This is a genomic window from Streptomyces sp. NPDC047002, from assembly GCF_040704505.1.
GTDB lineage: Bacteria > Actinomycetota > Actinomycetes > Streptomycetales > Streptomycetaceae > Streptomyces.
The window spans coordinates 17,183-43,201 of record NZ_JBEYWC010000048.1 but is presented as its reverse complement, the minus strand read 5'-3'; the positions used below and the strand labels follow the sequence as shown (position 1 = coordinate 43,201).

Here is a 26,019-nt window from a genome sequence, read left to right as displayed (position 1 = left end):
ACGGGCAGGGACCGTACGCCCGGCGGCCGCGGGGGGGCGCCGTCAGTCGCGGGCGATCTCGCCCGTCTCCACCAGCCTGCCGTCGAGGCGCGCGACCAGGCCGGTCACCTGGCGCGCGATGTCGGGTGCCGTCAGGCCGATCTCGGCCATGATCTCCTTGCGGGAGGCGTGCTGGAGGAACCGCTCGGGGATGCCGAAGTCCCGCAGCGGCATGTCGACTCCGGCGTCCCTGAGGGCCTGCGCGATCGAGGCGCCGACGCCCCCGGTGCGGATGTTGTCCTCGACGGTGACCACGACGCGGTGGCGCTCGGCGAGGGGCACCATCTCCTCGTCGACGGGCTTGACCCAGCGCGGGTCGACCACGGTGGTCGAGATGCCCTGCTTGTCCAGGAGTGCGGCGACTTCGAGGCACATCGGCGCGAGGGCGCCCACCGAGACGAGGAGCACGTCGGGCGTGCCGGTGTCCCCTGCGGGGCGGTGCAGCACGTCCATGCCGCCGACCCTGCCGACCGCGGCGACGGCGGGGCCCACGGCGCCCTTGGAGTACCGCACCACGGTCGGCGCGTCCTCGACCTGCACGGCCTCGCGCAGCTGGGCGCGCACCTGGTCGGCGTCGCGCGGCGCGGCGATCCTGAGGCCCGGCACGACCTGGAGCATCGACATGTCCCACATGCCGTTGTGCGAGGGGCCGTCGGTGCCGGTGATGCCGGCGCGGTCGAGCGCGAAGGTGACGCCGCAGCGGTGCAGCGCGACGTCCATGAGGACCTGGTCGAAGGCGCGGTTGAGGAAGGTCGCGTAGACCGCGAAGACGGGGTGCAGACCGGCCGTCGCGAGGCCGGCGGCGGAGACCGCGCCGTGCTGCTCGGCGATGCCGACGTCGTAGACGCGGTCGGGGAACGCCTCGGCGAACTTGGTCAGGCCGACCGGGTGCAGCATCGAGGCGGTGATGGCGACGATGTCGTCGCGCTCCCGGCCGAGTTTGAGCATCTCCTCGCCGAACACGGAGGTCCAGTCGGCGCCGCCCGCCGAGATCGGCAGGCCGGTGTCCGGGTGGATCGGCCCGATCCCGTGGAAGCGGTCGGTCGGGTCCTGCTCCGCCGGGGTGTAGCCGCGGCCCTTCTCGGTGATGCAGTGGACGATGACGGGCCCGCCGAAGCGTTTCGCCCGCATCAGTGCCGATTCGACCGCTTCGACGTCGTGGCCGTCGATCGGCCCCATGTACTTGAGCCCGAGGTCCTCGAACATGCCCTGCGGGGCGACGAAGTCCTTCAGGCCCTTCTTGGCGCCGTGCAGGGTCTCGTAGAGCGGCCTGCCGACGACCGGGGTGCGCTCGAGGAGGTCCTTGCCGCGGGCGAGGAAGCGCTCGTAGCCGTCGGAGATGCGCAGGGTCGCGAGGTGGTTGGCGAGGCCGCCGGTGGTGCGCGCGTACGACCACTCGTTGTCGTTGACGACGATGACGAGCGGGCGGTCCTTGGCCGCGGCGATGTTGTTGAGCGCCTCCCAGGCCATGCCGCCGGTCAGCGCGCCGTCGCCGATGACGGCGACCACGCTGTCGTCCTTCTTCAGGACGCGGTTGGCCTTGGCGAGTCCGTCGGCCCAGCCGAGGACCGTGCTGGCGTGCGAGTTCTCGATCACGTCGTGCTCGGACTCGGCGCGCGAGGGGTAGCCGGAGAGGCCGCCCTTGCCCTTGAGCCCGGCGAAGTCCTGACGTCCGGTGAGGAGCTTGTGCACGTAGGACTGGTGGCCGGTGTCGAACAGGATTCTGTCGTTCGGCGAGTCGTACACCCGGTGGAGCGCGATGGTGAGTTCCACGACCCCCAGATTGGGCCCGAGGTGGCCGCCGGTCTTGGAGACCGCGTCGACGAGGAACGTCCTGATCTCGTCCGCGAGCTGCCTGAGCTGCTCGGGGTCGAGGCGGTCCAGATCCCGCGGTCCCTTGATGTGGGTCAGCAACGGCACCCGTGCCTCCTTGCGATTGAACCGGTCGAGCTCTGCCGATCCGCTGATTCTAATGTTCCGCCGGAGGCGGCGTCGGCCGGGCGGCGCGTTTGTGCGTCACACCATCGACTGCGAAGAGCGGGAATCCCTTGCGGGGACGGAGCTCTTGTGCATCATTGTTCGAACACGCGTGCCCCCGCCGGTCTCCGGCGGGGGCACGCGCCCAGGACATGCCGGTGCCCGGCGCCTGCGGGGCGCCGGGCACGGGCTGCGGGACCGCGGTCAGGCGCGACCCGCGCTCCTCTGCGTCTTCCTGGTGATCGCGTCGATGACCACGGTGGCCAGCAGGACGGCGCCGGTGACCATGGACACGATGGGCGCGGCGACGCCCTGGATGCCCAGGCCGACCTGGATGGAGATGATCACGAGGACACCCAGCAGGGCGTTCCACGTCCGGCCGCGGCCGCCGAAGAGGCTGGTGCCGCCGATGACCGCCGCGGCGATCGAGTTCATCAGCAGGTTGCCCGCGCCGGCGCCCTGGTTGGCCGCGGCGATCTGCGAGGCGAGGAACAGGCCGCCGAGCGCCGCGAAGCCGCCGGAGATCGTGAAGACCGAGATCCGGATCAGGGTCACGTTGATACCGGCGCGGCGCGACGCCTCGACGCTGCCGCCGAGCGCGAAGATCTTCCGGCCGTACGTGGTCCTGCGGAGCACGAAGTCGGTGATCACCAGCAGGCCGATGAAGATCACGACCGCCAGCGGCAGGCCCTTGTACTGGTTGAAGATGATCGCGACGCCGAAGGCGGCGATGGCGACGAGGACCGTGCGCAGGATGGTGTCACTCAGCGGGCGCGCGGGGATGCCGGCCTTCTGCCTGCTGCGGTTCTGCGCGAACGACGCCCAGAAGTAGACGGCCACCGCCACGACGGCCAGGATGTAGGCCGCCGCCACGTCGCTGAAGAAGTAGTTCTCCAGCTTGTAGACGATGTTGTCGTTCGGGATGTTGATGGTGCCGGCCGGGCCGAGCACCTGGAGCATCAGGCCGCTCCAGAACAGCAGGCCCGCCAGGGTCACGGCGAACGCGGGGACGCCGATGCGGGCGAAGAAGAAGCCGTGGATGGCGCCCGCGACCGCGCCGGAGGCCAGCGCGATGATCAGGGCCAGGACGTTGTTCATCCCGTGCGTGACGCCGAGCACCGCGAAGATGGCGCTCGCCAGGCCGCTGACCGAGCCGACCGAGAGGTCGATCTCGCCCAGCAGCAGCACGAAGACGATGCCGGTGGCGATCAGCCCCGTACCGCTCATCTGCACGAGGATGTCGGTGATGTTCCCGGCCCCGAGGAAGCTGGAGTTGAGGCTGGTGAAGATCGCGGCGATCAGGATCAGACCGATGATGACGGGTATGGAACCCAGCTCACCGGCCTTGATCTTGCGCTTGAACTCGGTGACGTACCCGCCGATGCCCTGCTCCTGCACGAGCAGCCGGGGGTCGACGGCCGTGACGGCGCCCTGGGCGGCCTCCGGCGCGTCGACGGCCTCGTGCCGTGGCGCGGAGGTCTTGTCGATGCTCACTTCTGAACCTCCGCGGTACGGGACGCGCGCCGGGTCACGGCGTTGTCCGTGGCGCCGGTGATGGCGGCGATGATTTCTTCCTGCGACGTGGTCCTGACGTCGAAGACGCCGTTGTTGCCGCCGAGGCGCAGGACCGCGACCCGGTCGGCGACCGCCTTCACGTCGGCCATGTTGTGGCTGATGAGCAGGACGGCGAGGCCGCGGGCGCGCAGCCGCTCGACCAGGTCGAGCACCTGGGCGGTCTGCTCGACGCCGAGCGCGGCGGTGGGCTCGTCGAGGATCACGAGCTTGGGCTCGCCGAGCATCGAGCGGGCGATCGCCACGACCTGGCGCTGACCGCCGGAGAGCGAGGCGATCGGGATGCGCACGCTCGGGATGCGGATGGAGAGCGAGTCGAGGAGCTCGCGCGAGCGGCGCTCCATCTCGACCTCGTTGAGCACGCCCCAGCGGCGGATCTCCCGGCCGAGGAAGAGGTTGCCCACGACGTCGATGTTGTCGGCGAGCGCGAGGTCCTGGTAGACGGTCGCGATGCCCAGGTGCTGGGCGTCCTGCGGCCGGTCGACGGAGACCTTGTCGCCCTCCCACTCGATGACGCCCTCGTCGATGGGGTGCACGCCGGCGATCGTCTTGACCAGCGTGGACTTTCCGGCGCCGTTGTCGCCCACCAGGGCGACCACCTCGCCGGCATGGATCTCAAGGTCGACGTCGGTGAGCGCCTGTACGGCACCGAACCGCTTGTAGACCCCTCGCAACGCCAGCACGGGCGTAGCGGTCACGTGAACCATCTCCTTCGCCGCCTGACCGGCGGGGATGCCGCGCCGGGGGTGTGGCGCGGAGGTCGAGCAGAACATGCGCGAGCCCGCCGCCGGTACGCGGCGGCAGGGTGTGGGGAGTTCCGTCCGGCGCCCCGCCGCTGCTGCTTGCGGGGCGTTGGTCGAGCGGGGCGCCGGACAGGCTGTGGTGAGCTCGCGGGGACCGGGTCCCCGCGCCCTCACGGCCGGGTCACTGGAGGCCGTTGGCCTTGCAGGCGGCGGCGTAGGTCGGGGTGCAGATGTCCGAGACCTTGTAGATCTTGTCCTTCAGGACCGTGTCCTTGATGTTGGACTTGGTCAGGGCGACCACCGGGACGATCTTGGTGGGCACGTTCTTCGTGGTGTCGCTGTTGCTGCTGTCCGGCGCGATGGAGTCGACGGACTTGCCCTGGGCGAGCGCGACGGCCAGCTGGCCGGCGATCGACGCCTCCTGCGGGTAGGACTTGTAGACGCTCATGAACTGCGTGCCCGAGAGGATGCGCTGGACACCGGTGAGCGTGGAGTCCTGGCCGGTGACCGGGATCTTCTCCGGGTCCATGCCCGCGGACTTCATGGCCTGGATGATGGCGCCCGCCATGTCGTCGTTGGCGGAGTAGACGCCGACGATGTTGCTCTTGCCGAGGGCCTGGATGGCCGCCGCCATGTTGGCGTTGGCGTTGTTCGGGTCCCAGTCCTGGGTGTCGTACTGCTTGCCGATGCTCGTGGCCTTCTGGAGGATCGGCAGCGCGCCGTTCTTGAACAGCTTCGCGTTCGGGTCCGTGATGGCGCCGTTCATCATCACGATCTTGCCGCTCTTGGCCTTCGAGCCGAGCTGCTTGACCAGGGCGTTGGCCTGGACGCGGCCGACCTCGGTGTTGTCGAAGGAGGTGTACGCGTCGACGGGGCCGTCCGCGAGGCGGTCGTAGGCGACGACCGGGATGCCCTGGTCCTTGGCCTTCTGGACCGAGGAGGCGATCGACTTCGAGTCCACCGAGTCCAGGATGATCACGTCGACCTTGCGGGTGATCAGCGTGGACATCTGCTGGGTCTGGGTCGTCGCGTCCTGCTGGGCGTTCTCGTAGACGACCTTGCCCTTGCCGTTGGTGAGGTCGGCTATGCGCTGGGTTATCAGCGGGCGGTCGAGCGCCTCGTAGCGCGCGGTCTTGTTCTCCGGGAGCAGCAGACCGACCGTGATGGCGTCCGAGGAGGACTTCTTCTTGCCGGAGTCCCCACCGCTGCCGCCGGACTGCTTGGCGCTGCCGCAGGCGGCGAGAAGGACGGCCATCGCGGTGGCCGACGCGGCCATCGCAGCACGACGCATCTGAGCGTTCACTTCGAAAAACCTCCCTGACGAGGCCGCGTCGCTGCGGCCGAGGTGGCAGGAAGTCAACTCGGCCAAACGGGCGGCGTCAAGGAGTAAATCCTTAACGAGATGACAACGGTGCCATTCGTTATCTAAGTGAAGGCAGGCGTGGAGGCCGGAAGGGCGCTTTCCAGCAGGGTCGAATCGCCCATTTCACTCAGTACGAGGGCCAGCGCGCCGAGCACCTCGGCCCGGCCGCCCAGGGCGCCGGGGAGCACGGAGAGCCGGCGGGCCGCACTGGGGATGGCGTAGCGCGACACGGACTCCCTGATGGGCGCGAGCACCAGTTCCCCAGCCTCCGCCAGATCGCCGCCGAGCACCACCCTGGAGGGGTTCAGGAGGTTGCACAGGTTGGCGACGCCGCTGCCGACGTGCCGGCCGACGTCGGCGACGACCCGGCGGCAGCCGGGGTCGCCCTCGCGCGCCAGCTGGACCACCCGCTCCATGGTCAGCTCCGTGCCGTGGCTGGGCTGGAGGAGCGGCAGGACGTAGCGGGCCGCGGTGAAGGTCTCCAGGCACCCGCGGTTGCCGCAGCGGCACACGGGCCCCGCCTCGTCCAGGGTGATGTGCCCGATCTCGCCCGCGGTTCCGCCGGGGCCCCGGTAGATCGTGCCGTCGATGACGAGGCCGGCGCCGACACCGCTGGCGACCTTGATGTACGCGAGGTCCCGCACGCCCCGACCGCTGCCCCACACCATCTCGCCGAGTGCCCCGAGGTTGGCATCGTTGTCCACGTACACCGGGACGCCGAGGCGCGCGGCCAGCTCCTCGCTCGGGTTGATGCCGCTCCAGCCCGGGAGTATGGCGGTGGAGCCGAGCGTGCCCGACTCGACGTCGATCGGGCCCGGGACGCCGAGCCCGGCCCCGACGATCTTCGTGCGGTCGATGCCGGTGGTCGTGATCAGCCGCTCGACCAGGGTCTCGGCCCGGCCGAAGCCGTCCGCGTACGAGGCGTCGACGTCGAGCGGCTCCGACTCCTCCGCGAGCACCTGGTGGGCGAGGTTGCCGACCGCGACGCGCAGGTGGGTGTGGCCGAAGTCGACGCCGAGCACGATGCCCGCGTCGGCGCTGAGCGAGACGCTGCGGGCCCTGCGCCCGCCCGCCGAGGTGGGGGTCACCTCGACCGTGCCGCCGTCCTTGAGCTCCCGGACGATGTTGGAGACCGTGGCGGCGGACAGGCCGGTGCTCCTGGCGATCTCGGCCTGCGTCAGCGAACCGGCCATGCGCACCGCGCGCACGACGCGTTCGAGGTTGGCCCGGTGCAGCGACGACTGCGACCCCGGAGTCTCCACGGCTCATCCACTCCTGCCCCTGGCGGGCGGCGCGACGGCCGCCTGCCGCGGGGCCGCGTCACTGAGACCCCGACGTATCTCCAACTTGTGAACCCTAAGCTCAGCGTTTGGTGCAGCCTCCCGTCAAGACCTTGAGCGACGCCGGTGGGGACGAAACACCTGGAACACGGCGAAACGCCCGCCGACCGCGGCCGGTGGGCGTTTCGCGCCTGACTCTATTTCAACGCGCCCGCGGTCAGTCCCGCGACCACCTGCCGCTGGAAGACGATGTAGGCGGCGAGCACCGGCAGCATCGCCATCACCAGCCCGGCGAACAGGCCCGAGTAGTCGCCCTTGTACCCCTGGCTCGTGGCGAGTTCGACCAGGCCCTGGGAGAGGACCTTGTGGTCGGGGCTGGTGTTCAGGACCGTGGGCAGCAGGTACTGGTTCCACTGCCCGAGGAAGTTGAAGATCCCCACGCTGATCAGTCCGGGCCGCGCCATCGGCAGCATGACCTGGAAGAACGTGCGGGTGTGCGAGGCGCCGTCGATGATCGCGGCCTCGGCGACCGAGGTCGGCAGCGTCCGGAAGAAGGACGTGAGGAAGAAGACCGTGAACGGCAGCGAGTACGCGATGTAGACCAGGATCAGCCCGTGGATGGTGTTGAGGATCGCCAGGTTCTGCATCACGTAGAACAGCGGCACGAGCGCGAGGATCACCGGGAAGCTCATCCCGCCGATGAACAGGAAGTAGATGAACCTGTTGCCGGGGAACTCGAACCGCGCCAGCACGTACGCCGCCATCGAGCCGAGCAGCAGCGTGCCGAAGAGCGAACAGGCGACGATGATCACGGTGTTGAGGAAGTAGTCGCTCATGTGCGCCTGCTCCCAGGCGCGCGACCAGTTCTCGAAGTGCAGGTGGTCGGGGAGCGACCAGGGCGAGGTGAAGATGGACTTGTCGTCCTTGAACGACGTCATCACCGCCCACAGCAGCGGCATCACCACCAGGACGGCCCAGAGCACCAGGATGCCGTGGGAGAAGACGTTCAGCACCCCGCCGGTCTTCTTCTCGCGGTCCGCGCCGCGGGGCGCGGGGCCCGGCCCGGGCGCGGGCGTCGCGGCCTCGGCGGGCTGGGGGGAGGCGTCGGTCGTCATCAGTACTCCAGCCGTTCGCGTCGGCCCAGGCGCAGCACACCGGCGGCGAAGACCAGGGTGATCACGAGCAGGGCGACACCGATCGAGGTCGCGTAGCCGGCCTGGCCGTCGCGGAACGCCTTCTGGTAGACGTACAGGCTCAGGACGTTGGTGGAATCGGCGGGCCCGCCGGGACCCACGGTCATGATCTGGGTGACCGCGAACGCCTCGGCGCCCAGGGACAGCACCCCCATGTAGACCCAGCCCGACTGCACGGTGTCCCACAGCAGCGGCAGGGTGATCCGGAAGAACGTGGTGGCCCGGCCGGCGCCGTCGAGCAGCGCCGCCTCGTAGAAGTCCTTCGGGATGGACGACATGCCGGCCGAGAACAGCACCACGAAGAAGCCGATCTGGCTCCACATCAGGACCGCCATCACGCACCACAGCGCGAGCCCCGGGTCGCCGAGCCACTCGGGCTGCACACTGTCGAGGCCGACCGCGCCGAGGAAGGCGTTGAGCGCGCCGCTGTCGGGGTTGTAGAGGAACTGGAACAGCAGGGCCACGATGGCGATGGAGAGCACCTGCGGGAAGAAGTACACGATCTTGTAGAAGGGCGCGCCCTGGACGCCGGAGACCGCGGCGCCCCTGCGCCTGCGGCCGCCGACGTTGAGCATGAAGGACAGGAACAGGGCGATCGCCAGCACCACCACGGGGAGCACCAGCACATAGACCACACTGTGCCGGAAGGACGCCCAGAACGTGCTGTCGTGGATCATCCGCCGGTAGTTGTCGAGCCCCGTCACCGAGAACCGGGGGCTGAGCCCGGTCCAGTCGGTGAACGAGTAGTAGATCGACTGGATGAACGGCCAGACGACGAAGATGGCGTACAACGCCAGGGGCACGATCAGGAACCCCGCGATGAACCGGTACTTGCCGTGCTGCATGTCTCCCGACCCCGAATCCTGTGCGGACACCGCCCGACGGCGCGCCGCGGTGCCTGGGAGCTGCCAGGCACCGCGGCGGCCGGGGACCCGGTACGGCCCCGGCGCGGGCGCGCTCCTGGCGCCCCCGCGGCCGTACCGCCCTACTGGTGCTTGTAGTGGGTGATGGACGAGTCCTTGGCCGCCGCGTCGGTGAACTCCTGGCACTTCTTGACGCATTCGGCCGGGGTCATCCGGCCTGCCATCATCTCGCCGAGCGCGCCGACGCCGATCTTCTGCTTCATCAGGTCGACGTACCAGTCCTGGAGGCGGGGGTTGAGGACGTTGGAGCCCGCCTTCTTCAGCGCGTCCACGCCGGACTGGAGGGCGCTGGTGAGCGTGAGTCCCTCGGTCCCGCCGTCGAAGGAGCTGAGCGACTTCACCTTCTGCGTGAAGTTCCGCGAGGACGCCTCGCTGAGCATGATGCGCAGCTGCTCCATCCCGCCGAGCGGGTTCTTCGCCTTCGCGGGGACGATGTACGGCTCGCCGCCCGCGGCCCAGAGGGTGCCGAAGGGCAGCTTGTCGTGGGCGTCGAGGCCGGAGGGCGCGGAGACCTTCATCCGGAAGTCCTTGGGCGTGGTCTTCGCCGCCTCGTTCTCCACCCAGGAGCCGTTGGGGATGAACAGCGCCTTGTACTGGGTCCACGCGGTCTGCGACTGGATGTGGTCGAGCCCCGGGGTGCCCTTGAGGATGTACCCCTTGGCGTACAGCTCGTAGTACGCGTCGAAGGCGGCCTTCACGGCGGGCGCCTTCCAGCAGTTCGGCTCCAGGTTGTCGATCGCGTCGAGTACCTCGCGGCCGCCGATCTTGCCGATGAACGGGAACAGCGAGAAGGGGATGTAGTACGGGTACTTGCCCGCGTACGTCCAGCCGGCGACGCCCTTCTTCTTGGCCTTGGCGCACAGCGCCAGCATGTCGTCCCAGGTCTCGGGGTACTGCGCGTCGAAGCGGTCGAGCGCGGTCTGCGAGTACCAGACGCCGTAGACCGTGTACGCGTAGTTCATGACGTAGACCGGCGCGCCGTTGAACTGGCCCATCTCAAGGACGCCGGGGCGCAGGGTGTCGCGGACCTTCTTGGACGGGTCGTCGATCGAGGGCGCGTCCATCAGCGGGGTGAGGTCGGCGAGCTGCTTCTGCCCCACGAGGACGCCCATGTCCATCTGCTCGGCACCGGAGTTGTCGATCAGGTCGGGCGGGGTGCCTCCGTTGAAGCGGGGCTGGAGCTGGGTCTGGATCTTCTGGGTGGGCGTGAGGCTGATCTTCGCCTTGGGGAAGCTCTTGCGGTAGAGCGCGGTGGCGTCCTTGGCGTACTCGGTGCCGAAGCCGCCGTCGAAGATCACGAAGTCGAGCGGGGCGGTGTCGTTGACCCCGAGCGGGTTCTTCGCGCTCGTCTTCCCCTTGTCGGGCTTGCTCGCGCCGTCGTCCCCGCCGCCGCTCGCGCAGGCGCTCAGGAAGCTCACCGCCGGCACGCCGATCACGCCGAGCGCCGCCGACCGCTTGATCACGTCGCGGCGGCCGAGGCCCCCGTCGCTTTGAGCGGAGGTGGATGCCATGCTCAAGTCCTCGCCTTCTCCAGGACTCAGGCGGTGTGCCGCGCGGCCGTCCTTCTCGTCTGAGGCGAAGGCCCCGCCACCGCGGGTCTATGAAGCTGGTCGTGCCGGGTGCCCGGGTGTGCACGGGCGGTGGACCGCAGCGGGGCGCGGTCCGCTTCCGCCCCGCGGAATGCGGGCAGAGTCCACCCGGGTCCTCCCCCCGGCCCCGTCTGCACAGCGAAAACACCAGGGCGGACGCCGACAGGTATAGTCCACTTCCCGCCGGGTGAGCAAGATCGAAAGCAAAGTTGGACGGCAGTCTTTCCCTGTTCGAGACCTCACAGAAATGTGGAGCGATGAGGGAATGTTCCGGTCCGAATCGCATCCGGAATTCCCGGTTTCACGACATCTTCCCTCCGCAACACCCTTGACAGCACGGCCCCTTCGGATGTCGATCATGCCTCGCACCCCGGCTTCCGGGGCTCGGTCCCGCCCGGTACGGACGGTATGCCGAACGCCGGGGAAACACGCCGGGCGCATACAGCGCGGGCAAAGCGTCCCCAAAGGGATGGGAGGGCGGGAGAAGGGGAGGGGAAGACGGGAAAGGCAGGAAAGGGGCGTTGGCTCGATGAATCCCCCTCCCCCACGTTTCCCCGCCACCGGTATTCGTCGATCCGCCTTTCCCTTTACGGATCATGGAAAAGGGGCCGAGCACGTGGTGGGAGGGGATCCGGAGGGCCGCCGAGGGTCCGCGCAAGGGTCCACGGAGGACTCGGCGCAGGGGGCCGGGGGGCGGCACCGGCCGCCGCGCCGCCGCCGGTGCGGCGGCGCGCGGGCGCCCCGGCGGGTGGCCGGTCGGAAGGTTCGGTTCACTGAACGGACGGTGAACGAGCGGCGGAGCGACCGCAATCGGAGGTGTGGAGCGCTGAACCGTGGGGACACGGCCTCCGTAAGGGAGGACAATGGTCTCCCGGGGCCCCGGTGCCGGGGACCGCACCGATCTGTCACGCCGAGGGGGCGCGTCATGGTGTTCCAGGGGGCGTACACGGTGCTGTGCGCGGTTCTGGCGTTGTTCGGCCTCGCCTGCGTCGTATGGGCCTGGACCGTCAGCGGGCGCGGCGGCGGGGCCTGCTGAGCTGACGGCGCGGGCCCGGCCGAGCCGGGGCCCGCAGGCGCGGCGCCCGTCAGTCCAGGAGGCGGCGGATCAGCGGCAGCAGCTCGTCCCTGTCGGCCGCGGCGAGGTGCGGCAGGGTGCCGGCGCGGCGCGCGAGGACGACGCCGACGAACGCGGCTGTGAGCAATTCAGCGCGCAGGGCGGCCTGTTCCTCGTCCTCCTGCGCGAAGCGCTCCCGCAGCGGCCCCACGACCCTGCGGTCCAGCTCGGCCGCGGCCGCGGCGTGCGCGTCCGGGTCCTCGTAGGGCCGCACCGCCACCTGCGCGACGGGTCCGGGGCCCTGCCGGTCGAAGCGGGCGACCAGCCCGGCGAGGCGGTCGGCGTCGAAGAGGTCGGCGAAGCTCTCCGACCGGTCCTCGGCCCGCAGGACGGCCACGAACAGCAGCGCCTTGCCGCCGAAGTAGCGGGCGATCATCGCCGGGTCGACCCCGGCGCGCTCGCCGATGTCCCTGGCGGTGGTGCGGTCGTAGCCCCGCTCGCCGAACAGCTCACCGGCGGCCCGCAGCAGCCGCTCGCGGCTGGCCGCCGCGTCCCGGCGGCGCGGCGCGGGGCGCCCCTCGGCTGCGGGGCCGCCCGCGGCGGGCGGTGCGGTCTCGGCGGCGGGCCGCGGCCCGGTCGGCTCGGTCACGGGGTCAGTCCTCGCTGGGGTCGTACGGGGCGGGGGCCGCGCCCTCCATGGCGCGCGAGCGCGGGCCGCCGGCCGGGGGCAGGTCGGGGGTGGCGGGCACCGCACCGGCGAGGCCCTCGTCGGCGAGGACGGGGTCCGCGGCGGCGGACGGCGCGTCCGGTGCGCCGGTGCTCCCCGCGGCCGTCGCGACGCGGGCGCGCAGCCTGGGCAGCATGACGGCGGCGAGTGCGGTGGCGATCCACATCGCGCACGCGATCAGCCCTCCGTCGGTGTAGCCCGCGCCGCTCGGCAGGTCGCGCCCCCTGGCGGTGTGGGCCTCCAGCACCACGGCGCTCATGGTACTGCCGGCCGCGTAGCCGATGTACCTGATGACCTGGTTGAAACTGGTGGCGCTGCCGGTCTCCTGCGCCGGCACCGAGCCCACGATGAGACCGGGCATGACCGCGAAGATCGCGCCCACGCCGAGGCCGGCGAGCGCCATCACGACGAGGACCTCCACCATGGTGGAGCGGGCGCAGCTGAACACCGCCATGGCGAGCAGCATCACGGCGGCGCCGAGCGCGAGGGCGGCGCCCGCGGGGATCCGGGCCGCCAGGGCGCGGGTGATCCGGGTGGCGACGACGCTCGCCGCGGAGAACGGCACGAGGACGAGGCCCGCGACGAAGACGGAGGCGCCGAGGCCGTACCCGCTGCCGACCGGGGTCTGGACGAAGCGCGTCACCAGCGAGATCAGCAGGTACATCCCGACGCCCGCGAGCAGCGCCGAGACGTCGGCGGTGAGGATGGAGGGGCGGCGCAGCAGGCGCAGGTCGACGAGCGGGTGGGCGGCGAGCAGCTCCCGTACGACCCAGCCGGCGAGCACCAGGACCGAGCCGGTGACGACGCAGATCAGCAGCGGCGAGGTCCACCCCCAGCTCTCGCCCTCGCTCAGCGAGAGCAGCATCCCGACGAGGGCGGCGCCCAGCAGCACGGCGCCCGGCAGGTCGACGGGCCGGCGGGGCCGGTGCGCCGAGGACGGTACGACGACGGCGGCGACCACCAGCCCGAGCGCGCTGACGACGGCGCCGAACCAGAACGCGGCGTGCAGCCCGCCGAACTGGGCGACGAGCCCGGTGACGGGGTAGCCGAGGCCCACGCCCGCGACCGTCGTCACCGAGAGCACGGCCGCGGCCAGCCGCGCGCGCTCGGCGGGCAGCGCGTCGCGCACGGCGGTGATGCCGAGCGGCGTCAGCCCCAGGCCGATGCCCTGAAGCGCCCGCCCGACCAGCAGGAACGCGAAGCCGAGCGGCAGCGCGGCGAGGATCGCGCCCAGCATGACGGCGGCGAGCGACACGATGATCACCCGCCGCCGGTGCGGCCCGTCCCCCAGCCGCCCGGTCAGCGGCGTGGCGACGGCGGCCACCAGGAAGGTCACGGTGAGCGCCCACTGGGCGTCGTTCACCGATATGTGGTCGGTCTCCGCGACGGTCGGGATCAGCGGCGCCCCGAGGCTGCTGACCACCGCCACCACCATGCCCATGAACACGAGCCCCGGCACGAGGAACCGGTGCACGGGTGCGGGCGGAGCGTCCTGACGCAGAAGTCCATGGGTCATACAATCAGGCTACGCCCCACGTCCACACCCGATGTCTACACCCGATGACCACCCGCCCTCGGCAACCCGACACGGCGCCCCCGCACCGTGGGGTGCGGGGGCGCCGGGGTGGGGCTGGGGGTTACTTGCGGAGGAGGCTGCGGAGGACGTACTGCATGATGCCTCCGTTGCGGTAGTAGTCCGCCTCTCCGGGGGTGTCGATGCGGACGACCGCGTCGAACTCCACGCCGGAGTCGGTGGTGACCTTGACCGTGGACGGGACGGAGCCGTCGTTGAGGCCGGTCACGCCGGTGAAGGAGAAGGTCTCCTCGCCGGTGAGGCCGAGGGACTCCGCGCTCTGGCCCTGGGGGAACTGGAGCGGGAGGACGCCCATGCCGATGAGGTTGGAGCGGTGGATGCGCTCGTAGGACTCGGCGATGACGGCCTTGACGCCCAGCAGGGCGGTGCCCTTGGCGGCCCAGTCTCGCGAGGAGCCGGAGCCGTACTCCTTGCCCGCGAGGACGACGAGCGGGATGCCCTGCTCGATGTAGTTGCGCGAGGCGTCGTAGATGAAGGAGACCGGCGCTTCCGCCTGGGTGAAGTCGCGGGTGTAGCCGCCCTCGGTGCCCGGCGCGATCTGGTTGCGCAGGCGGATGTTGGCGAACGTGCCGCGGATCATGACCTCGTGGTTGCCGCGGCGCGAGCCGTAGCTGTTGAAGTCGCGGCGCTCGACGCCGTGCTCCGTGAGGTACTGGCCGGCCGGGGTGTCGGCCTTGATGGCGCCGGCCGGGGAGATGTGGTCGGTGGTGACCGAGTCGCCGAGCTTCGCCAGGACGCGGGCGCCCGCGATGTCCTCGACCGGGGCCGGCTCGTGCGCCATGCCCTCGAAGTACGGGGGCTTGCGGACGTAGGTCGACTCCGCGTCCCACTCGAAGGTGTTGCCCGTCGGGACGGGGAGCGCCTGCCACTGGGCGTCGCCCGCGAAGACGTCCGCGTAGGACTTGTTGAACATGTCCTCGCCGATGGCGTTGGCGACGACCTCGTTCACCTCCGCCTCGGTGGGCCAGACGTCCTTGAGGAAGACCGGGTTGCCCTCGGCGTCGTGGCCGAGCGCGTCCCTGGTGATGTCGGTCTTCATCGAGCCGGCCAGCGCGTACGCGACGACCAGCGGCGGGGACGCCAGGTAGTTCATCTTGACGTCGGGGTTGATGCGGCCCTCGAAGTTGCGGTTGCCGGAGAGCACCGCGGTGACCGCGAGGTCGTGCTCGTTGACCGCCTTGGAGACCTCCTCGGGCAGCGGGCCCGAGTTGCCGATGCAGGTGGTGCAGCCGTAGCCGACGAGGTTGAAGCCGACCTTGTCGAGGTACGGGGTGAGGCCCGCCTTGTCGAAGTAGTCGGTGACGACCTTGGAGCCGGGCGCGAGCGTGGTCTTGACCCACGGCTTGCGGGTCAGGCCCTTCTCGACCGCCTTCTTGGCCACGAGCGCCGCGGCGACCATGACGTACGGGTTCGAGGTGTTGGTGCAGGAGGTGATCGCGGCGACGGTGACGGCGCCGTGGTCCAGCTCGTACGCCACACCCTCGGGTGAGGTGACGCCGACCGGGTTGGACGGGACGCCGTTGGCGGCGGCCGGGGCGTCGGAGGCCGGGAAGGACTCCTTGCCCGCCTCGTCCACGGTGTCCACGTAGTTGCGGACGTCCGTCTTGAACTGCTCGGCGGCGTTCGCCAGGACGATGCGGTCCTGCGGGCGCTTCGGTCCTGCGATCGACGGGACGACCGTCGCGAGGTCGAGTTCCAGCTTCTCGGAGAAGTCCGGCTCGGCCTTCGGGTCGAGCCAGAGGCCCTGCTCCTTGGCGTACGCCTCGACGAGCGCGACCTGCTGGTCGCTGCGGCCGGTCAGGCGCAGGTAGTTCAGGGTCTCGTCGTCGATCGGGAAGATCGCGGCGGTGGAGCCGAACTCCGGCGACATGTTGCCGATGGTGGCGCGGTTGGCGAGCGAGGTCGCGGCGACGCCCTCGCCGTAGAACTCGACGAACTTGCCGACGACGCCGTGCTTGCGCAGCATCTCGGTGATGGTGAGCACCAGGTCGGTCGCGGTGGTGCCGGGCGTGAGCTCACCCGTCAGCTTGAAGCCGACGACGCGCGGGATGAGCATCGACACGGGCTGGCCGAGCATCGCGGCCTCGGCCTCGATGCCGCCGACGCCCCAGCCGAGGACGCCGAGGCCGTTGACCATGGTGGTGTGCGAGTCGGTGCCGACCAGGGTGTCGGGGTACGCCTTGCCGTCGCGGACCATCACGACGCGGGCGAGCTTCTCGATGTTGACCTGGTGGACGATGCCGGTGCCCGGGGGGACGACCTTGAACTCGTCGAAGGCGGTCTGGCCCCAGCGCAGGAACTGGTAGCGCTCCTTGTTGCGGCCGTACTCCAGCTCGACGTTCTGCTGGAAGGCGTTGCTCGTGCCGAACTTGTCGGCGATCACGGAGTGGTCGATGACCAGCTCGGCGGGGGCCAGCGGGTTGATCTTCGCCGGGTCGCCGCCGAGGTCCTTGACGGCCTCGCGCATGGTGGCGAGGTCCACGACACACGGCACACCGGTGAAGTCCTGCATGATCACCCGGGCGGGCGTGAACTGGATCTCCTGGCTGGGCTGCGCCTGGGAGTCCCAGCCGCCGATCGCGCGGATGTGGTCCGCGGTGATGTTCGCACCGTCCTCGGTGCGCAGCAGGTTCTCCAGGAGCACCTTCAGGCTGTAAGGGAGGCGCGCGGAGCCCTCGACCTTGTCCAGCCGGAAGATCTCGTACGACTCGTCGCCCACGCGCAGCGTGCTGCGGGCGTCGAAGCTGTTGGCCGACACGACAGTCTCCTTCTTGATGTGCGCGTACTACCGCCATGCTGCCGCCACGAGTCGTCACCGATCCGCTAAGGTAAGACTTAGTTAGGGTAGCCTTACCTTGTCGCAGGCCGCGGTACGCCTTCGACAAGTATCTCGATGTCGAGATAACTCTAGTACATGGCCGCGCCGTGGTCATGCACGTACGGCCGCCCCGGCGGCCGTGAGGGTGCGCGTCCGACGCGCGACCGCCTCCCCGCGTGGCGCGCCGGGCCGCTCCCCGCGGCCCGCACCGGCCGGAGCGCGTGTCCGGTCCGCGTAGGGGCGGGCCGGGTACCCGCGGGTCAGGCGCCGGGGTGCCGCTCGCGGTCGAGCAGGGCCGCGGCCTCTGCGCGGTTGGCCACGCCCAGCTTCGCGAACAGGTTGTTGACATGCGTCTTCACCGTCGCGACCGAGACGTACAGGGTCTCGGCCACCGAGCGGTTGCCGCGGCGCTCCGCGATCAGTTCGAGCACCCGGGTCTCCTGCACGGTGAGGGAGTGGCGGGCCGCGACCCGTTCGAGGGCGCTGCGCGCCGAGAGGCCCCGCACCATGACCGACGCGATCTCGGGCGCGAAGGTCCTGTGCCCGTCCGCGGTCGCGGTGATCGCGGAGACGATCTGCGCCCGGCCCGCGCTCTTGGTGAGATACCCGGCGGCGCCCGCGCGCAGCGCGCCGACGATGGACTCGTCGTCCGCGTAGGTGGTCAGGACGAGCACCGCGGGCGCGGGCGGCGGGAAGGCCGCGATCGCCCGCGTGGCCTCGACGCCGTCGACGCCCGGCATCCGCAGGTCCATCAGGACCACGGCGGGCGCGAGGCGGCGCGCCTCGGCGACGGCCTGCGCGCCGTCCGCCGCGGTGCCGACGACCTCGACCTCCTCCTCGTGTTCGAGGATGGTGACGAGGCCGTCGCGCACGGCGGCCTGGTCGTCCGCCACCACCACCCTGACGGGCCGCTCACTCATAGGGCACCCGGCATTCCACGCTCCACACTCCCTCTCGTCCGCGCGCGTCGAGCGTGCCGCCGACCAGGCGCGCCCTCTCCCGCATCCCGGCGATCCCGTGGCCGCCCGGCGGCAGGGCGCCGCCGGACGCGCCGGGTGGGGGCAGCGGGTTGGCGACCCGCAGGACCGCGGCCTCCCTGCCCGCCTCCACCAGGACCTCCACGTGCGTGCCCCGTGCATGCTTGCGCGCGTTGGTCAGCGCCTCGACGGTGACCGAGGCGAGCACCTCGGCGACGGGCGCGGGCACCCGCGCCGGATCGCCGCGCAGCTCCACGGAGACGTCCGCGCCGAGGGCCCGCGCACCGGCCGCGACCTCGGCGAGCGCCGCGTCGATGCCGGAGGGGAGCCGGCGCAGCGCCGCCACGGCGCGGCGCGCCGCGACCAGGCCTTCGGCGGCGCTCTCGCGTGCCCCGCGTACGCGGCCGACGACGTCGGCGTCGGCGCCGTGCGCCGTGCTGACGGCGTCCAGCGCGTCGAGCTGGATGACGAGGCCGCCGAGGGAGTGCGCGAGCACGTCGTGGAGGTCCCTGGCGATCCTGGCACGCTCCTCCAGGACCGCGCGCTCGGCCCGCCGCTCCGCGCTCTCGCGCTGGGCCCGCCTGTCGAGGCCGGAGAGCCGGGCGAGCAGGCCGAAGCCGCCGCCCAGCACGGCTGAGACCAGGGTGTTGGCGGCATCGGCGGGGGCGCCGCCCGTCAGCGCGAGCGCGAGGCCGTGGCCGAGGGCCGCGGCGGCGAGCGACCACCCGATCAGCGGGAGCGCCGTGTCGACGGTGGAGGTCAGCAGGAACAGCCCGGCCCCGGTGAGGAACGTCGCGCCGGAGGGCTCGCCCGCGTCGAGGCCCGCGCTGACCGCGCCGCCGACGAGGACCACGGCCCAGGCGGCGCTCGGCCAGGGCCTCGCCATCCGGTGCCGCAGGACCGTGACGGCGGTCCAGAGCGCGAGCAGCGCGTAGCAGAGCACGGACGCGGCTTCCGGCGCCCGGCGCGTGCCGGCCTGGAGGAACGCGGCGACCCCGATGGCGAGGGCGCCGAGCAGCATCCTGCGGAGACGGGACGCGTCGAGGCCCTCCCTGAAGGGGCCGGGCGCGAAGCCGCGCGCGCTCTCGAATGGCACGTCTCCATCATGGCCGGGGACGCGGCGGGCGACCCGGCCCGGCGGCGCGTTCTCCACCTTTATCTCCACCCCGGCGGCTGATCCGCGCGGCCCGTGCGCCCGGCCATGGTGGTGGTGTGCCGGCCGGTCCGGCGGGCCCGGCCGGCGGCAGCGGCCGGGCGGTCTCCCAGGGAAGGGTCCCGTGGTCATGGGCAGCGCGTCGTTCGCCAACCTCGCCGTCACCGCGGCCGTCCTCGCGTGGCTGCTCGTCCGGCAGCTCTCCGAGCGGCCGCTGAAGGAGAAGTCGCGGGTCGCCCTCGTGCTGGTGGTGGTCGGCGCGGTGGAGACCGTCGCCTTTGCCGGGCACCATCCGCTGTCGGGCCACGACGCGGCGATACTGCTCGCGAGCCTCCTGGTGGGGGTGGGGCTCGCTACGGTACGGGCGTTCACCGTGCGGCTCGCCGTCAGGGGCGGCCAGGTGGTCCGGCGCGGCACCTGGCTGACGGGTCTTCTGTGGATCGCCGGCATCGCCCAGCACTTCCTGATGGACACCACGGTGGCCGCGGGCCTCGGCCAAGTGACGATCCTGCTCTACTTCGGCGTGGTGCTGCTGGCACAGCGCCAGGTCCTCAACGCCCGCGCCCGCACGGGGGCCCCGACCGGGTGAACTGGCGGCCGGGGGGCCGTGGGCGGGGGCGTCCCCACGGCCGGGCCCCACGACCCCGCGCCCCCGGGAGGGGGCGGCCGGCTCAGCGCGGCCGGGTGACCGGGCCCGGTCTCCGTCGGCGAAGGCCGTCGGGACCGGGGCCCGGCCGCCGGCGCCGGGCGGTCGGGCCCGCGCGGCGGCCGTGGCGGGCCTGCGGCCCTGCCCCGGTCGCCGGCTTGGCCGTCAGAGTGCGATCTGGAGGCGGTTGTCGACGATCTGCCCGAAGTCGGCGTCCTCGGGGATCAGGTCCCAGTCGACCATCCAGTCGTACGTGCGCTGGAACTCGGCGACCGGGTACGGCGCCGGCTCCGCGTACCGCAGGCGGTCGCGGCGGAAGTCGGACGGGTCGAGGTGCACGACCTCCTCGGGCACGTCGGCGATGAGGTAGTGCAGGTACGGCTTCGGGTCCTCGTTGATCTTGTGTACGGCCTTGACCACCGCGCGCTGGATCGCGGTGAAGGTCTCCGGGTCCATGCCGGGGGCCGCGATCTCGGCGCCGACGTAGAACGCCTCGGCGATCAGCTTGTAGCCGAGCTTCTCCGCGACGGTGATCCACGGCTCCATCACCGCGGCCGCCGCGACCTTGCCGTCGCGCAGCGCCTCGAACCGCTCCTTCGGGCCGCCGACGTGGACGATGTTGATCTCCTCCTTCCTGAGGAAGCCCTCAAGCGTCTGGATGCCGATGTAGTGGGACCCGTGGTGGAAGTTGACCCCGACGGTGCGGCCCGCCAGATCCTGCGGGTGGTTGGCCGGGTCGTCGGGCCTGACGAAGATGGCCTGGCTGCCGATGGCCGCGCGCTTGCTGACGACCTGGCCGCCCGCCTCGCTGTCGTACGAGCGGCGGATCTGCCCCCACTCGCAGGCGCGGTAGAGGGACGCGTCACCGGCCTCGAAGGCGGAGTTGCCGCTGAACGCGGAGATCAGGGTGTGGTCCTCGACGGGCTTGAGCACCGCCTCGCGCTGCCCCTTGCGCACCAGCTCGACGTCGAGTCCCTCCTCGGCGAAGTACCCCTCGTCGCGTGCGACGAAGTAGGGCAGGGAGAAGACGGGGCTCGACGTCTCACTGACGATCTTCTTGAGTGCCATGGTGGCGGCCTTCCTGTAAACCGGTGGGCGGGTGGGGATGCGCCGCCCGCGCCGTGCACCGCGCGGGCGGGCGCGCGGACGTCAGCGCAGGACCTGCGCGACGGTGGTGTCCTTGGGCAGCGGGCCGTACGTCTTCTGCAGGCCCTGGTAGAAGCCCTGCTTGGCGAGGGCGTCGACGTAGGAGTTGTCCACGAGCGGGGTGAGGTTCTTCAACGCCGCCTGTTGGGCGGCCGGTTGGTAACGGACGTACGGTGCGAAGTCCGCCGTGTCGCACCGGCCGACGGGCGCCTGGACCGGCGGCAGGTAGGCGTCGAAGCTCTTGCCGAGCGTGGCCGCGTCGGCCGGTTTCGCGGGGTCGAGGTGGAGGAAGGCGCCGAGCGTCTTCACCCCGTCGGCCTTGTGCGTCTGATACGACCAGGCGCCCTCGGCCAGGCTCTTGAGGACCGCGGTCACCGCCTCGGGGTTCTTCTTCGCCCAGTCGGTGGAGACGACGTACGGGCTCGGCGGTCCGAGCGCGTAGCCGAGTCGGGCCAGACCCGCCTTGTCCGCACGGAAGTTGAAGGGCGTGGAGAGCAGGCCGCTGTCGACCTTGCCGCTGGTGAGCGCGGTCAGCACGTTGGGGATCGAACCCAGCGCCACGAACTTCACCGCGCCCGGGTCGAGCCCCTTGGAGCGCAGGTACGCCTGGAGGGCGACCTGCGGGGCGCCGCCGAGCGAGGGCACACCCACGGTCCTGCCCCGGAGATCCGCGAGCGAGGAGGTCCCCTTGCGGGCGTAGACGTAGTAGCCGTTGCTCTTGGCGACGCAGCCGATCGCGGTGATCGGCACGTGCTTGGCGTACAGGTCGAGCACGTCGCCGCCGGCCAGCTGGTCGAAGGCGACGGAGCCCGCCACGAAGGCCGCCTTGAGCTGGCCCTCGGCGGAGAGCGGGGTGGTGACGGAGAGCCCGTTCTTGCGGAAGAAGCCCTTCTGCAGGGTGTACTGGAAGGCTCCCTGGGCCGCGGACACCGAGGCCGTGGGCACCGTCAGGGCCGTCGCCGAGCCCTTCGCGCCGGTGTGGTCCGCCGCGGCGGATCCCGAGCCGCACCCGGCGAGCAGGGCGGACAGCGCGCCCGCCGTGGCGAGGGCGAGGGCGCGGCGGACGCGTGGTCCGCCGGGGGTGCGGGCGGCCCGTGGGGGCCTTGCGTCGGGTGCATGCGGTTCACGCATCGGCGGTGCCTTTTCTCAGGGGTCGGCGGGGCTCGGGCGACCGCGCGGCCACCGGTCCCCGGGTCATGGCGAGTTCGGAGGCGCTGGCCCGCTCGTCGCCGCTGCGGAGGCGCTGGTAGACGCGGGCGCTGACGGCGGCGATGTACTCGCCGTGCTGGAACTCCTCGGTGCGCGGGCGCTTCTCGTCGACCTCGAAGGTCTCCACGATGCGTCCGGGCCGTTCGCTCATCACCGCGACGCGGTCGCCGAGGAAGACCGCCTCGTGGATGTCGTGGGTGACGATGACGGCCGCCGTGCCGAGGGCGTGCAGGGTCGCGGACAGTACGCGCTGGAGCCGTTCGCGGGTGAGGGTGTCCACGGCGCTGAACGGCTCGTCCAGCAGCAGGGCCACCGGGTCGGTGGCGAGTGCGCGGGCGAGGTTGACGCGCTGCTGCATGCCACCGGAGAGCGCGGCGGGCCTGAAGTCGTGGAAGCCGGTGAGGCCCACGAGTTCGAGCAGTTCGTCGGCGCGCGCCCGGCGCCGCGCGGCGCTCGGCCGGCCGCTGTGCGCCCGTAGCCGCAGCCCGAACTCGATGTTCTTGCGCACGCTCCACCAGGGGAAGAGCGAGGGCTGCTGGAAGACGTACCCGGTGTCGGTGCTGCCTGCTTCGGGCGGCCGCCCCTGGAGTGTGACACTGCCCCGGTCGAGCGAGGCGAGGCCCTGGAGGGACTTGAGCAGTGTGGTCTTGCCGCAGCCGCTCGGTCCCACGACGGCGAGCACCTCCCCGCGCCCGACGGCCAGGTCCACGCCGTCGAGGACGGGCAGGGGCCCTGAGGCGGTCCTGTAGTGCGCGTACGCCCCGTGGACCTCGATGACCTGTGCCGCGTGGGCGGCCGGTTCGTCCAGTGTGTTCATGCCTGCTCCGTCCGGGCGGTACGGGCCTCGTTCATGCGGCGTTCGAAGAACGCGACGAGTGCGGTGAGGACGATGCCGATCACACTGAGCGTGACCACACCGACGTAGACGTCATCGGTCTTGAGGTTCTGCTGGCCGGAGATGATGAGGTAGCCCAGGCCCGAGGTGGAGCCGAACAGGTCGGCGGCGACGAGCGCGATCAGGGCGCGGCCGATGGCCAGCCGCAGTCCGGTGAGGATGTGCGGTGCGGTGCCGGGGAGGGTGAGGTGGCACAGCGTCTCGAAGGCGTTGGCGCGGAACGCGCGGGTCACGTCCCGCAGTCCGCCGCCGACGACGGAGGCCGCGCCCGCCTGGGTGTTGATGACGAGCGGGAAGAACCCCGAGGCCGCGACGATCGCGACCTTGGCGGTGAAACCGAAGCCGAGGCCGACAATGACCAGCGGCGCCACCGCGATCACGGGGATCGTGTAGAGCGCGGTCACCCAGGGCCCGAGCGCCGCGGCGAGCGGGCGGCTGGTGCCGAGCAGCAGTCCGGCCGGCACGCCCACGGCCGTGGCGATCGCGAGGCCGATGAGCAGTTGGGCGAGGCTGAGGCCGATGTCGGGCCCGAGTGTGCCGGCGCCGAACAGGGCCGCGGCGTCCCTGGCGATCTGGGCCGGGCCGACGACGGCGAGCGGGTTGGGGCTGAAGACGGTGATCACGAGCTGCCACACCGCGAGGCCGGCCACGATGGAGACCAGGGGCAGTACCAGCCTGCGGACGCGGCTGCTCCGCGAGCCCCTCGGGGTCTCGGCTGAAGCGGGCACGGGAAATCCTCCGTTGCTCGGGCGCTGCGGCGGACGGGTGTCGGATGGCGGGCGGGGACCGGGACCGGTACCGGGGACGGGTGGGCCACCCGGGCGCACGGTCGCGGAAAGGGCAGGAAAGGAGCGCGGAACGTGCCGGGGAAAGACACGGGAGGGCGCCGCGCCCCGCGACCTGTGGATGCGGTGGGGCGGCGGCAGGGGCGGTGCGCGGGACGCGGTGGGTACGGGCAGGGGCGGTGGCCGCCGTCCGCACGGAGGCGTCAGGGCGCGGGGCTGTGCCGCACGGTGAAGGGTGACTCCCGGCCGTACGGCGGTCGTTGAAGCCCGGTCAGCGGCGCGCGGACGCCCACGGGAGCCGTGGCCGCCGGGTGCGCGGGACGCTCGGAAGGTGCAGGGATCCCGGGGGTCCGCCGCGGCGGTACGGGATCGGGCCGCGGCGCGCCGGTGCGCGCCGGGCGTGCGCTATCAGCGACAGACGGCCCCGCTGTAGAGAACGAAGTCCAGGTACCGTCGCCGCACGAGAAGGTCAGCAGCCGGGTTCATGCGAACGAGTATGCGCGGGGGCCTTTCCGGGTGTCAACAGGCATCGCATTTCATTGACATGACGCCCGGTGCCCCGGCCCGCGAGGGCCCGGGCGGCGCGGCACGGCAGCGCGCCCGGCGGCCCGGCCGTGGCGGCTTCGCCAACTCCCTCACGAAGCGGAGTGGTTGGCGGCCCCGTTCGCGTCGGTCCGGGAGCGGAGCGAGGACCTGCCGCCGCGGTCGGTGATCCGGCGCTGCGAGGAGGCGGGCCGCCCGCCGGAGCGTTCGAGCCAGACGCAGATCAGGTCGGTCCAGGCGTGCACCCGTGCCACGCCCGAGACGTCGAGCGCCATCAGCCGCAGCAGCCGCTCGGTGCGCGCCCTGTTGCCGAAGGCGGCGCGGCGGGTACCGAGCCGCCGTTCGAGCTCGGCGAGCGCGGCGCGCACCGGGCGGCGCGACACGGGCCTGCCCCGGTCGCGCGCCGCGAGTTGGCGCTCCATCACGGGCCCGGCGAAGGCCAGCCAGCGGTCGAGTTCGGGGACGGCGTGGCGGCGCGCCTCCGCGGCGAAGCGGTCCCAGTCGGCGCGGCCGCGCCAGCCCCGCTGGAGCGCCTGCCACAGGCGGCCCTCCCTGCGGTCGAGGCCGTGGTCCCGGCAGATGCGCCTGGCCTCCTCGCGCAGCAGGTGCTCGTCGTACCAGAGGACGGGACGCGGAGTGCCGGCGCCGCCCTCCGCGGGCCACACCCGCCGCACGGCGGTGGCGAGCGCGGGCGAGCCGTCACCGACGACCCGGGCCGGCGCCCCGGCGCGCTCCCGGTCCAACTCCCGCAGGAACGAGGCCCAGTGGGCCGCGCCCGTGCCGGTCGACAGGCGGATCGCGAAGATCGCGGGCCGAGCCCCTGGCCGGTGGGTGAGAGCGACGAAGACGGAGAACGCCAGGGCGGGCGCGCCACCGCGCCCGCCGGGTCCCGGCGCGAGCAGCGGCAGCACGCCGACGAGGACCGTGTCGGGCCACGTGTCCTGGCAGGGCGCCTGGGCCCGCCAGAGCGCCTCCGCGTAGACCTCGACCCAGTCGGAGACGAGGGTGCCGTGCCTGCGCGCCGCGTCGCCCGCGGCGGCCGGGCCCCAGCGGCGGGCCGCGCGCTCGCGCACGTCGTGGCCCGCCTGGGCGTAGCTCGTGCCGCGGCCGACCAGGACGAGGCCCGAGGCGATGTCGTACGCCGTGAACTGGTACTTGCGCGCGGTGCGCAGCTCCTCGGCCTCCTTGGCCCGGTCCTCCTCCGTCCGCTTCTCCGTCGGCTCCGCCCCCGGGTACGGGACGGTCAGCGGCGCGGAGAAGCGGTGGGAGGAGGAGGTGGAGCCGGGCTTGGGCATGTTGCAGACGTAGAGCTGCCGCCGCCGCCCCGGCGTGCCGTACCGCCCGCCCAGGACGACCTTGCTCTGCTCGTGCCCGGGGACCGGGCAGCGTGGCGGCGCCGCCGCCACGCTCGTGTCAGACGTCACCACGTCCGTGATTACAGACGCGGCCCCCACCGGTGTCAAGCCGGGCAGGGCGCGCACGGGACCCGCTCGGGCGTGAACTGGGGCGTACGGAAAGGCGAGTTCACACACTTGTCACGGCGGGACGCTGGCCCGGCGGAAAGGGTCCGTGGTGTGCTGGCGCCATGGCCATGCTGGTGATCCGTCGACACGTGGACTACATGCGTGTCAGCAGCGCAGGGTGTCCCGCCGCGCGCTGACACCGCGCTCCTGGGGTCGCTGCCCCTGTCCCCGCGGGCGCCGCGCCACGGACGGCTGACCACGGACGGCTGACGGCGGGCAGGCAGGCACGGTCCGCCGTGAGGGCGGCCCCCTGCCCGCCCGGTGCCTACG

19 protein-coding genes are annotated in these 26,019 nt (G+C 71.8%); 1 reads left to right on the top strand and 18 read right to left on the bottom strand.

The genetic code is table 11. From position 1 onward, the window contains the following. Nucleotides 1-42: 42 nt before the first annotated feature. The 13 genes from dxs to AB0910_RS29835 form a co-directional block, all read right to left on the bottom strand. Entirely contained in the window at nt 43-1,959 is a 1,917-nt protein-coding gene (dxs, locus tag AB0910_RS29895; RefSeq protein ID WP_366747789.1) for a 1-deoxy-D-xylulose-5-phosphate synthase, read from the bottom strand. 261 nt (nt 1,960-2,220) lie between these two features. After that, nucleotides 2,221-3,510, bottom strand: a complete 1,290-nt coding sequence (locus AB0910_RS29890; protein WP_366747788.1) for a sugar ABC transporter permease — start codon at nt 3,508-3,510, stop codon at nt 2,221-2,223. Beyond that, entirely contained in the window at nt 3,507-4,295 is a 789-nt protein-coding gene (locus AB0910_RS29885; protein WP_366747787.1) for an ATP-binding cassette domain-containing protein, read from the bottom strand. Before AB0910_RS29885 ends, AB0910_RS29890 begins: the two co-directional genes overlap by 4 nt. A 217-nt stretch (nt 4,296-4,512) precedes the next feature. Next, nucleotides 4,513-5,622: a substrate-binding domain-containing protein gene (locus AB0910_RS29880; protein WP_366747786.1), complete on the bottom strand. Its 1,110-nt coding sequence runs from the start codon at nt 5,620-5,622 to the stop codon at nt 4,513-4,515. A gap of 134 nt (nt 5,623-5,756) precedes the next feature. Next, nucleotides 5,757-6,956 carry an ROK family transcriptional regulator gene (locus tag AB0910_RS29875; RefSeq protein WP_366747785.1) on the bottom strand — a complete coding sequence of 400 codons (1,200 nt, stop codon included), beginning with the start codon at nt 6,954-6,956 and terminating at the stop codon, nt 5,757-5,759. Between the two features lie 215 nt (nt 6,957-7,171). Further along, nucleotides 7,172-8,089 (bottom strand): carbohydrate ABC transporter permease, encoded by a 918-nt coding sequence (locus AB0910_RS29870; RefSeq protein WP_366747784.1) that lies wholly within the window; start codon nt 8,087-8,089, stop codon nt 7,172-7,174. After that, on the bottom strand, nt 8,089-9,012 hold the full coding sequence (locus AB0910_RS29865) for a sugar ABC transporter permease (RefSeq protein WP_366747783.1): 924 nt from the start codon (nt 9,010-9,012) through the stop codon (nt 8,089-8,091). The genes AB0910_RS29870 and AB0910_RS29865 overlap by 1 nt, the downstream gene beginning before the upstream one ends. A 140-nt stretch (nt 9,013-9,152) precedes the next feature. Next, nucleotides 9,153-10,601 (bottom strand): N-acetylglucosamine/diacetylchitobiose ABC transporter substrate-binding protein, encoded by a 1,449-nt coding sequence (gene ngcE / locus AB0910_RS29860; RefSeq protein WP_366747782.1) that lies wholly within the window; start codon nt 10,599-10,601, stop codon nt 9,153-9,155. Between the two features lie 1,163 nt (nt 10,602-11,764). Then, nucleotides 11,765-12,382 carry a TetR family transcriptional regulator gene (locus AB0910_RS29855; RefSeq protein ID WP_366747781.1) on the bottom strand — a complete coding sequence of 206 codons (618 nt, stop codon included), beginning with the start codon at nt 12,380-12,382 and terminating at the stop codon, nt 11,765-11,767. A gap of 4 nt (nt 12,383-12,386) precedes the next feature. Beyond that, nucleotides 12,387-13,976 carry an MFS transporter gene (locus AB0910_RS29850; protein WP_366747780.1) on the bottom strand — a complete coding sequence of 530 codons (1,590 nt, stop codon included), beginning with the start codon at nt 13,974-13,976 and terminating at the stop codon, nt 12,387-12,389. Nucleotides 13,977-14,097: 121 nt separating this feature from the next. Further along, on the bottom strand, nt 14,098-16,812 hold the full coding sequence (acnA, locus tag AB0910_RS29845; protein ID WP_366747779.1) for an aconitate hydratase AcnA: 2,715 nt from the start codon (nt 16,810-16,812) through the stop codon (nt 14,098-14,100). A gap of 320 nt (nt 16,813-17,132) precedes the next feature. Then, nucleotides 17,133-17,792 (bottom strand): response regulator transcription factor, encoded by a 660-nt coding sequence (locus tag AB0910_RS29840; RefSeq protein WP_366747778.1) that lies wholly within the window; start codon nt 17,790-17,792, stop codon nt 17,133-17,135. Then, nucleotides 17,785-18,945 carry a histidine kinase gene (locus tag AB0910_RS29835; protein WP_366747777.1) on the bottom strand — a complete coding sequence of 387 codons (1,161 nt, stop codon included), beginning with the start codon at nt 18,943-18,945 and terminating at the stop codon, nt 17,785-17,787. The genes AB0910_RS29840 and AB0910_RS29835 overlap by 8 nt, the downstream gene beginning before the upstream one ends. A 187-nt stretch (nt 18,946-19,132) precedes the next feature. Here AB0910_RS29835 and AB0910_RS29830 point away from each other — a divergent pair, with 187 nt between their 5' ends. Next, entirely contained in the window at nt 19,133-19,591 is a 459-nt protein-coding gene (locus AB0910_RS29830) for a hypothetical protein (RefSeq protein ID WP_366747791.1), read from the top strand. A gap of 222 nt (nt 19,592-19,813) precedes the next feature. On the opposite strand, the gene AB0910_RS29825 is transcribed toward AB0910_RS29830, so the two are convergent. From AB0910_RS29825 to AB0910_RS29805, 5 genes are all read right to left on the bottom strand, one after another. After that, nucleotides 19,814-20,716, bottom strand: coding sequence for an ABC transporter substrate-binding protein (locus tag AB0910_RS29825; RefSeq protein ID WP_366747776.1), 903 nt, complete (start codon nt 20,714-20,716; stop codon nt 19,814-19,816). An 81-nt stretch (nt 20,717-20,797) separates the two neighbouring features. After that, entirely contained in the window at nt 20,798-21,925 is a 1,128-nt protein-coding gene (locus AB0910_RS29820; RefSeq protein ID WP_366747775.1) for an ABC transporter substrate-binding protein, read from the bottom strand. Next, the gene (locus AB0910_RS29815) at nt 21,918-22,820 is read right to left on the bottom strand and encodes an ABC transporter ATP-binding protein (RefSeq protein WP_366747774.1); all 903 of its coding nucleotides are present in this window, start codon (nt 22,818-22,820) and stop codon (nt 21,918-21,920) included. Before AB0910_RS29815 ends, AB0910_RS29820 begins: the two co-directional genes overlap by 8 nt. Further along, nucleotides 22,817-23,626 carry an ABC transporter permease gene (locus AB0910_RS29810; RefSeq protein ID WP_366747773.1) on the bottom strand — a complete coding sequence of 270 codons (810 nt, stop codon included), beginning with the start codon at nt 23,624-23,626 and terminating at the stop codon, nt 22,817-22,819. The genes AB0910_RS29815 and AB0910_RS29810 overlap by 4 nt, the downstream gene beginning before the upstream one ends. 692 nt (nt 23,627-24,318) lie before the next feature. Beyond that, on the bottom strand, nt 24,319-25,653 hold the full coding sequence (locus AB0910_RS29805; RefSeq protein ID WP_366747772.1) for a hypothetical protein: 1,335 nt from the start codon (nt 25,651-25,653) through the stop codon (nt 24,319-24,321). Nucleotides 25,654-26,019 lie beyond the last annotated feature (366 nt).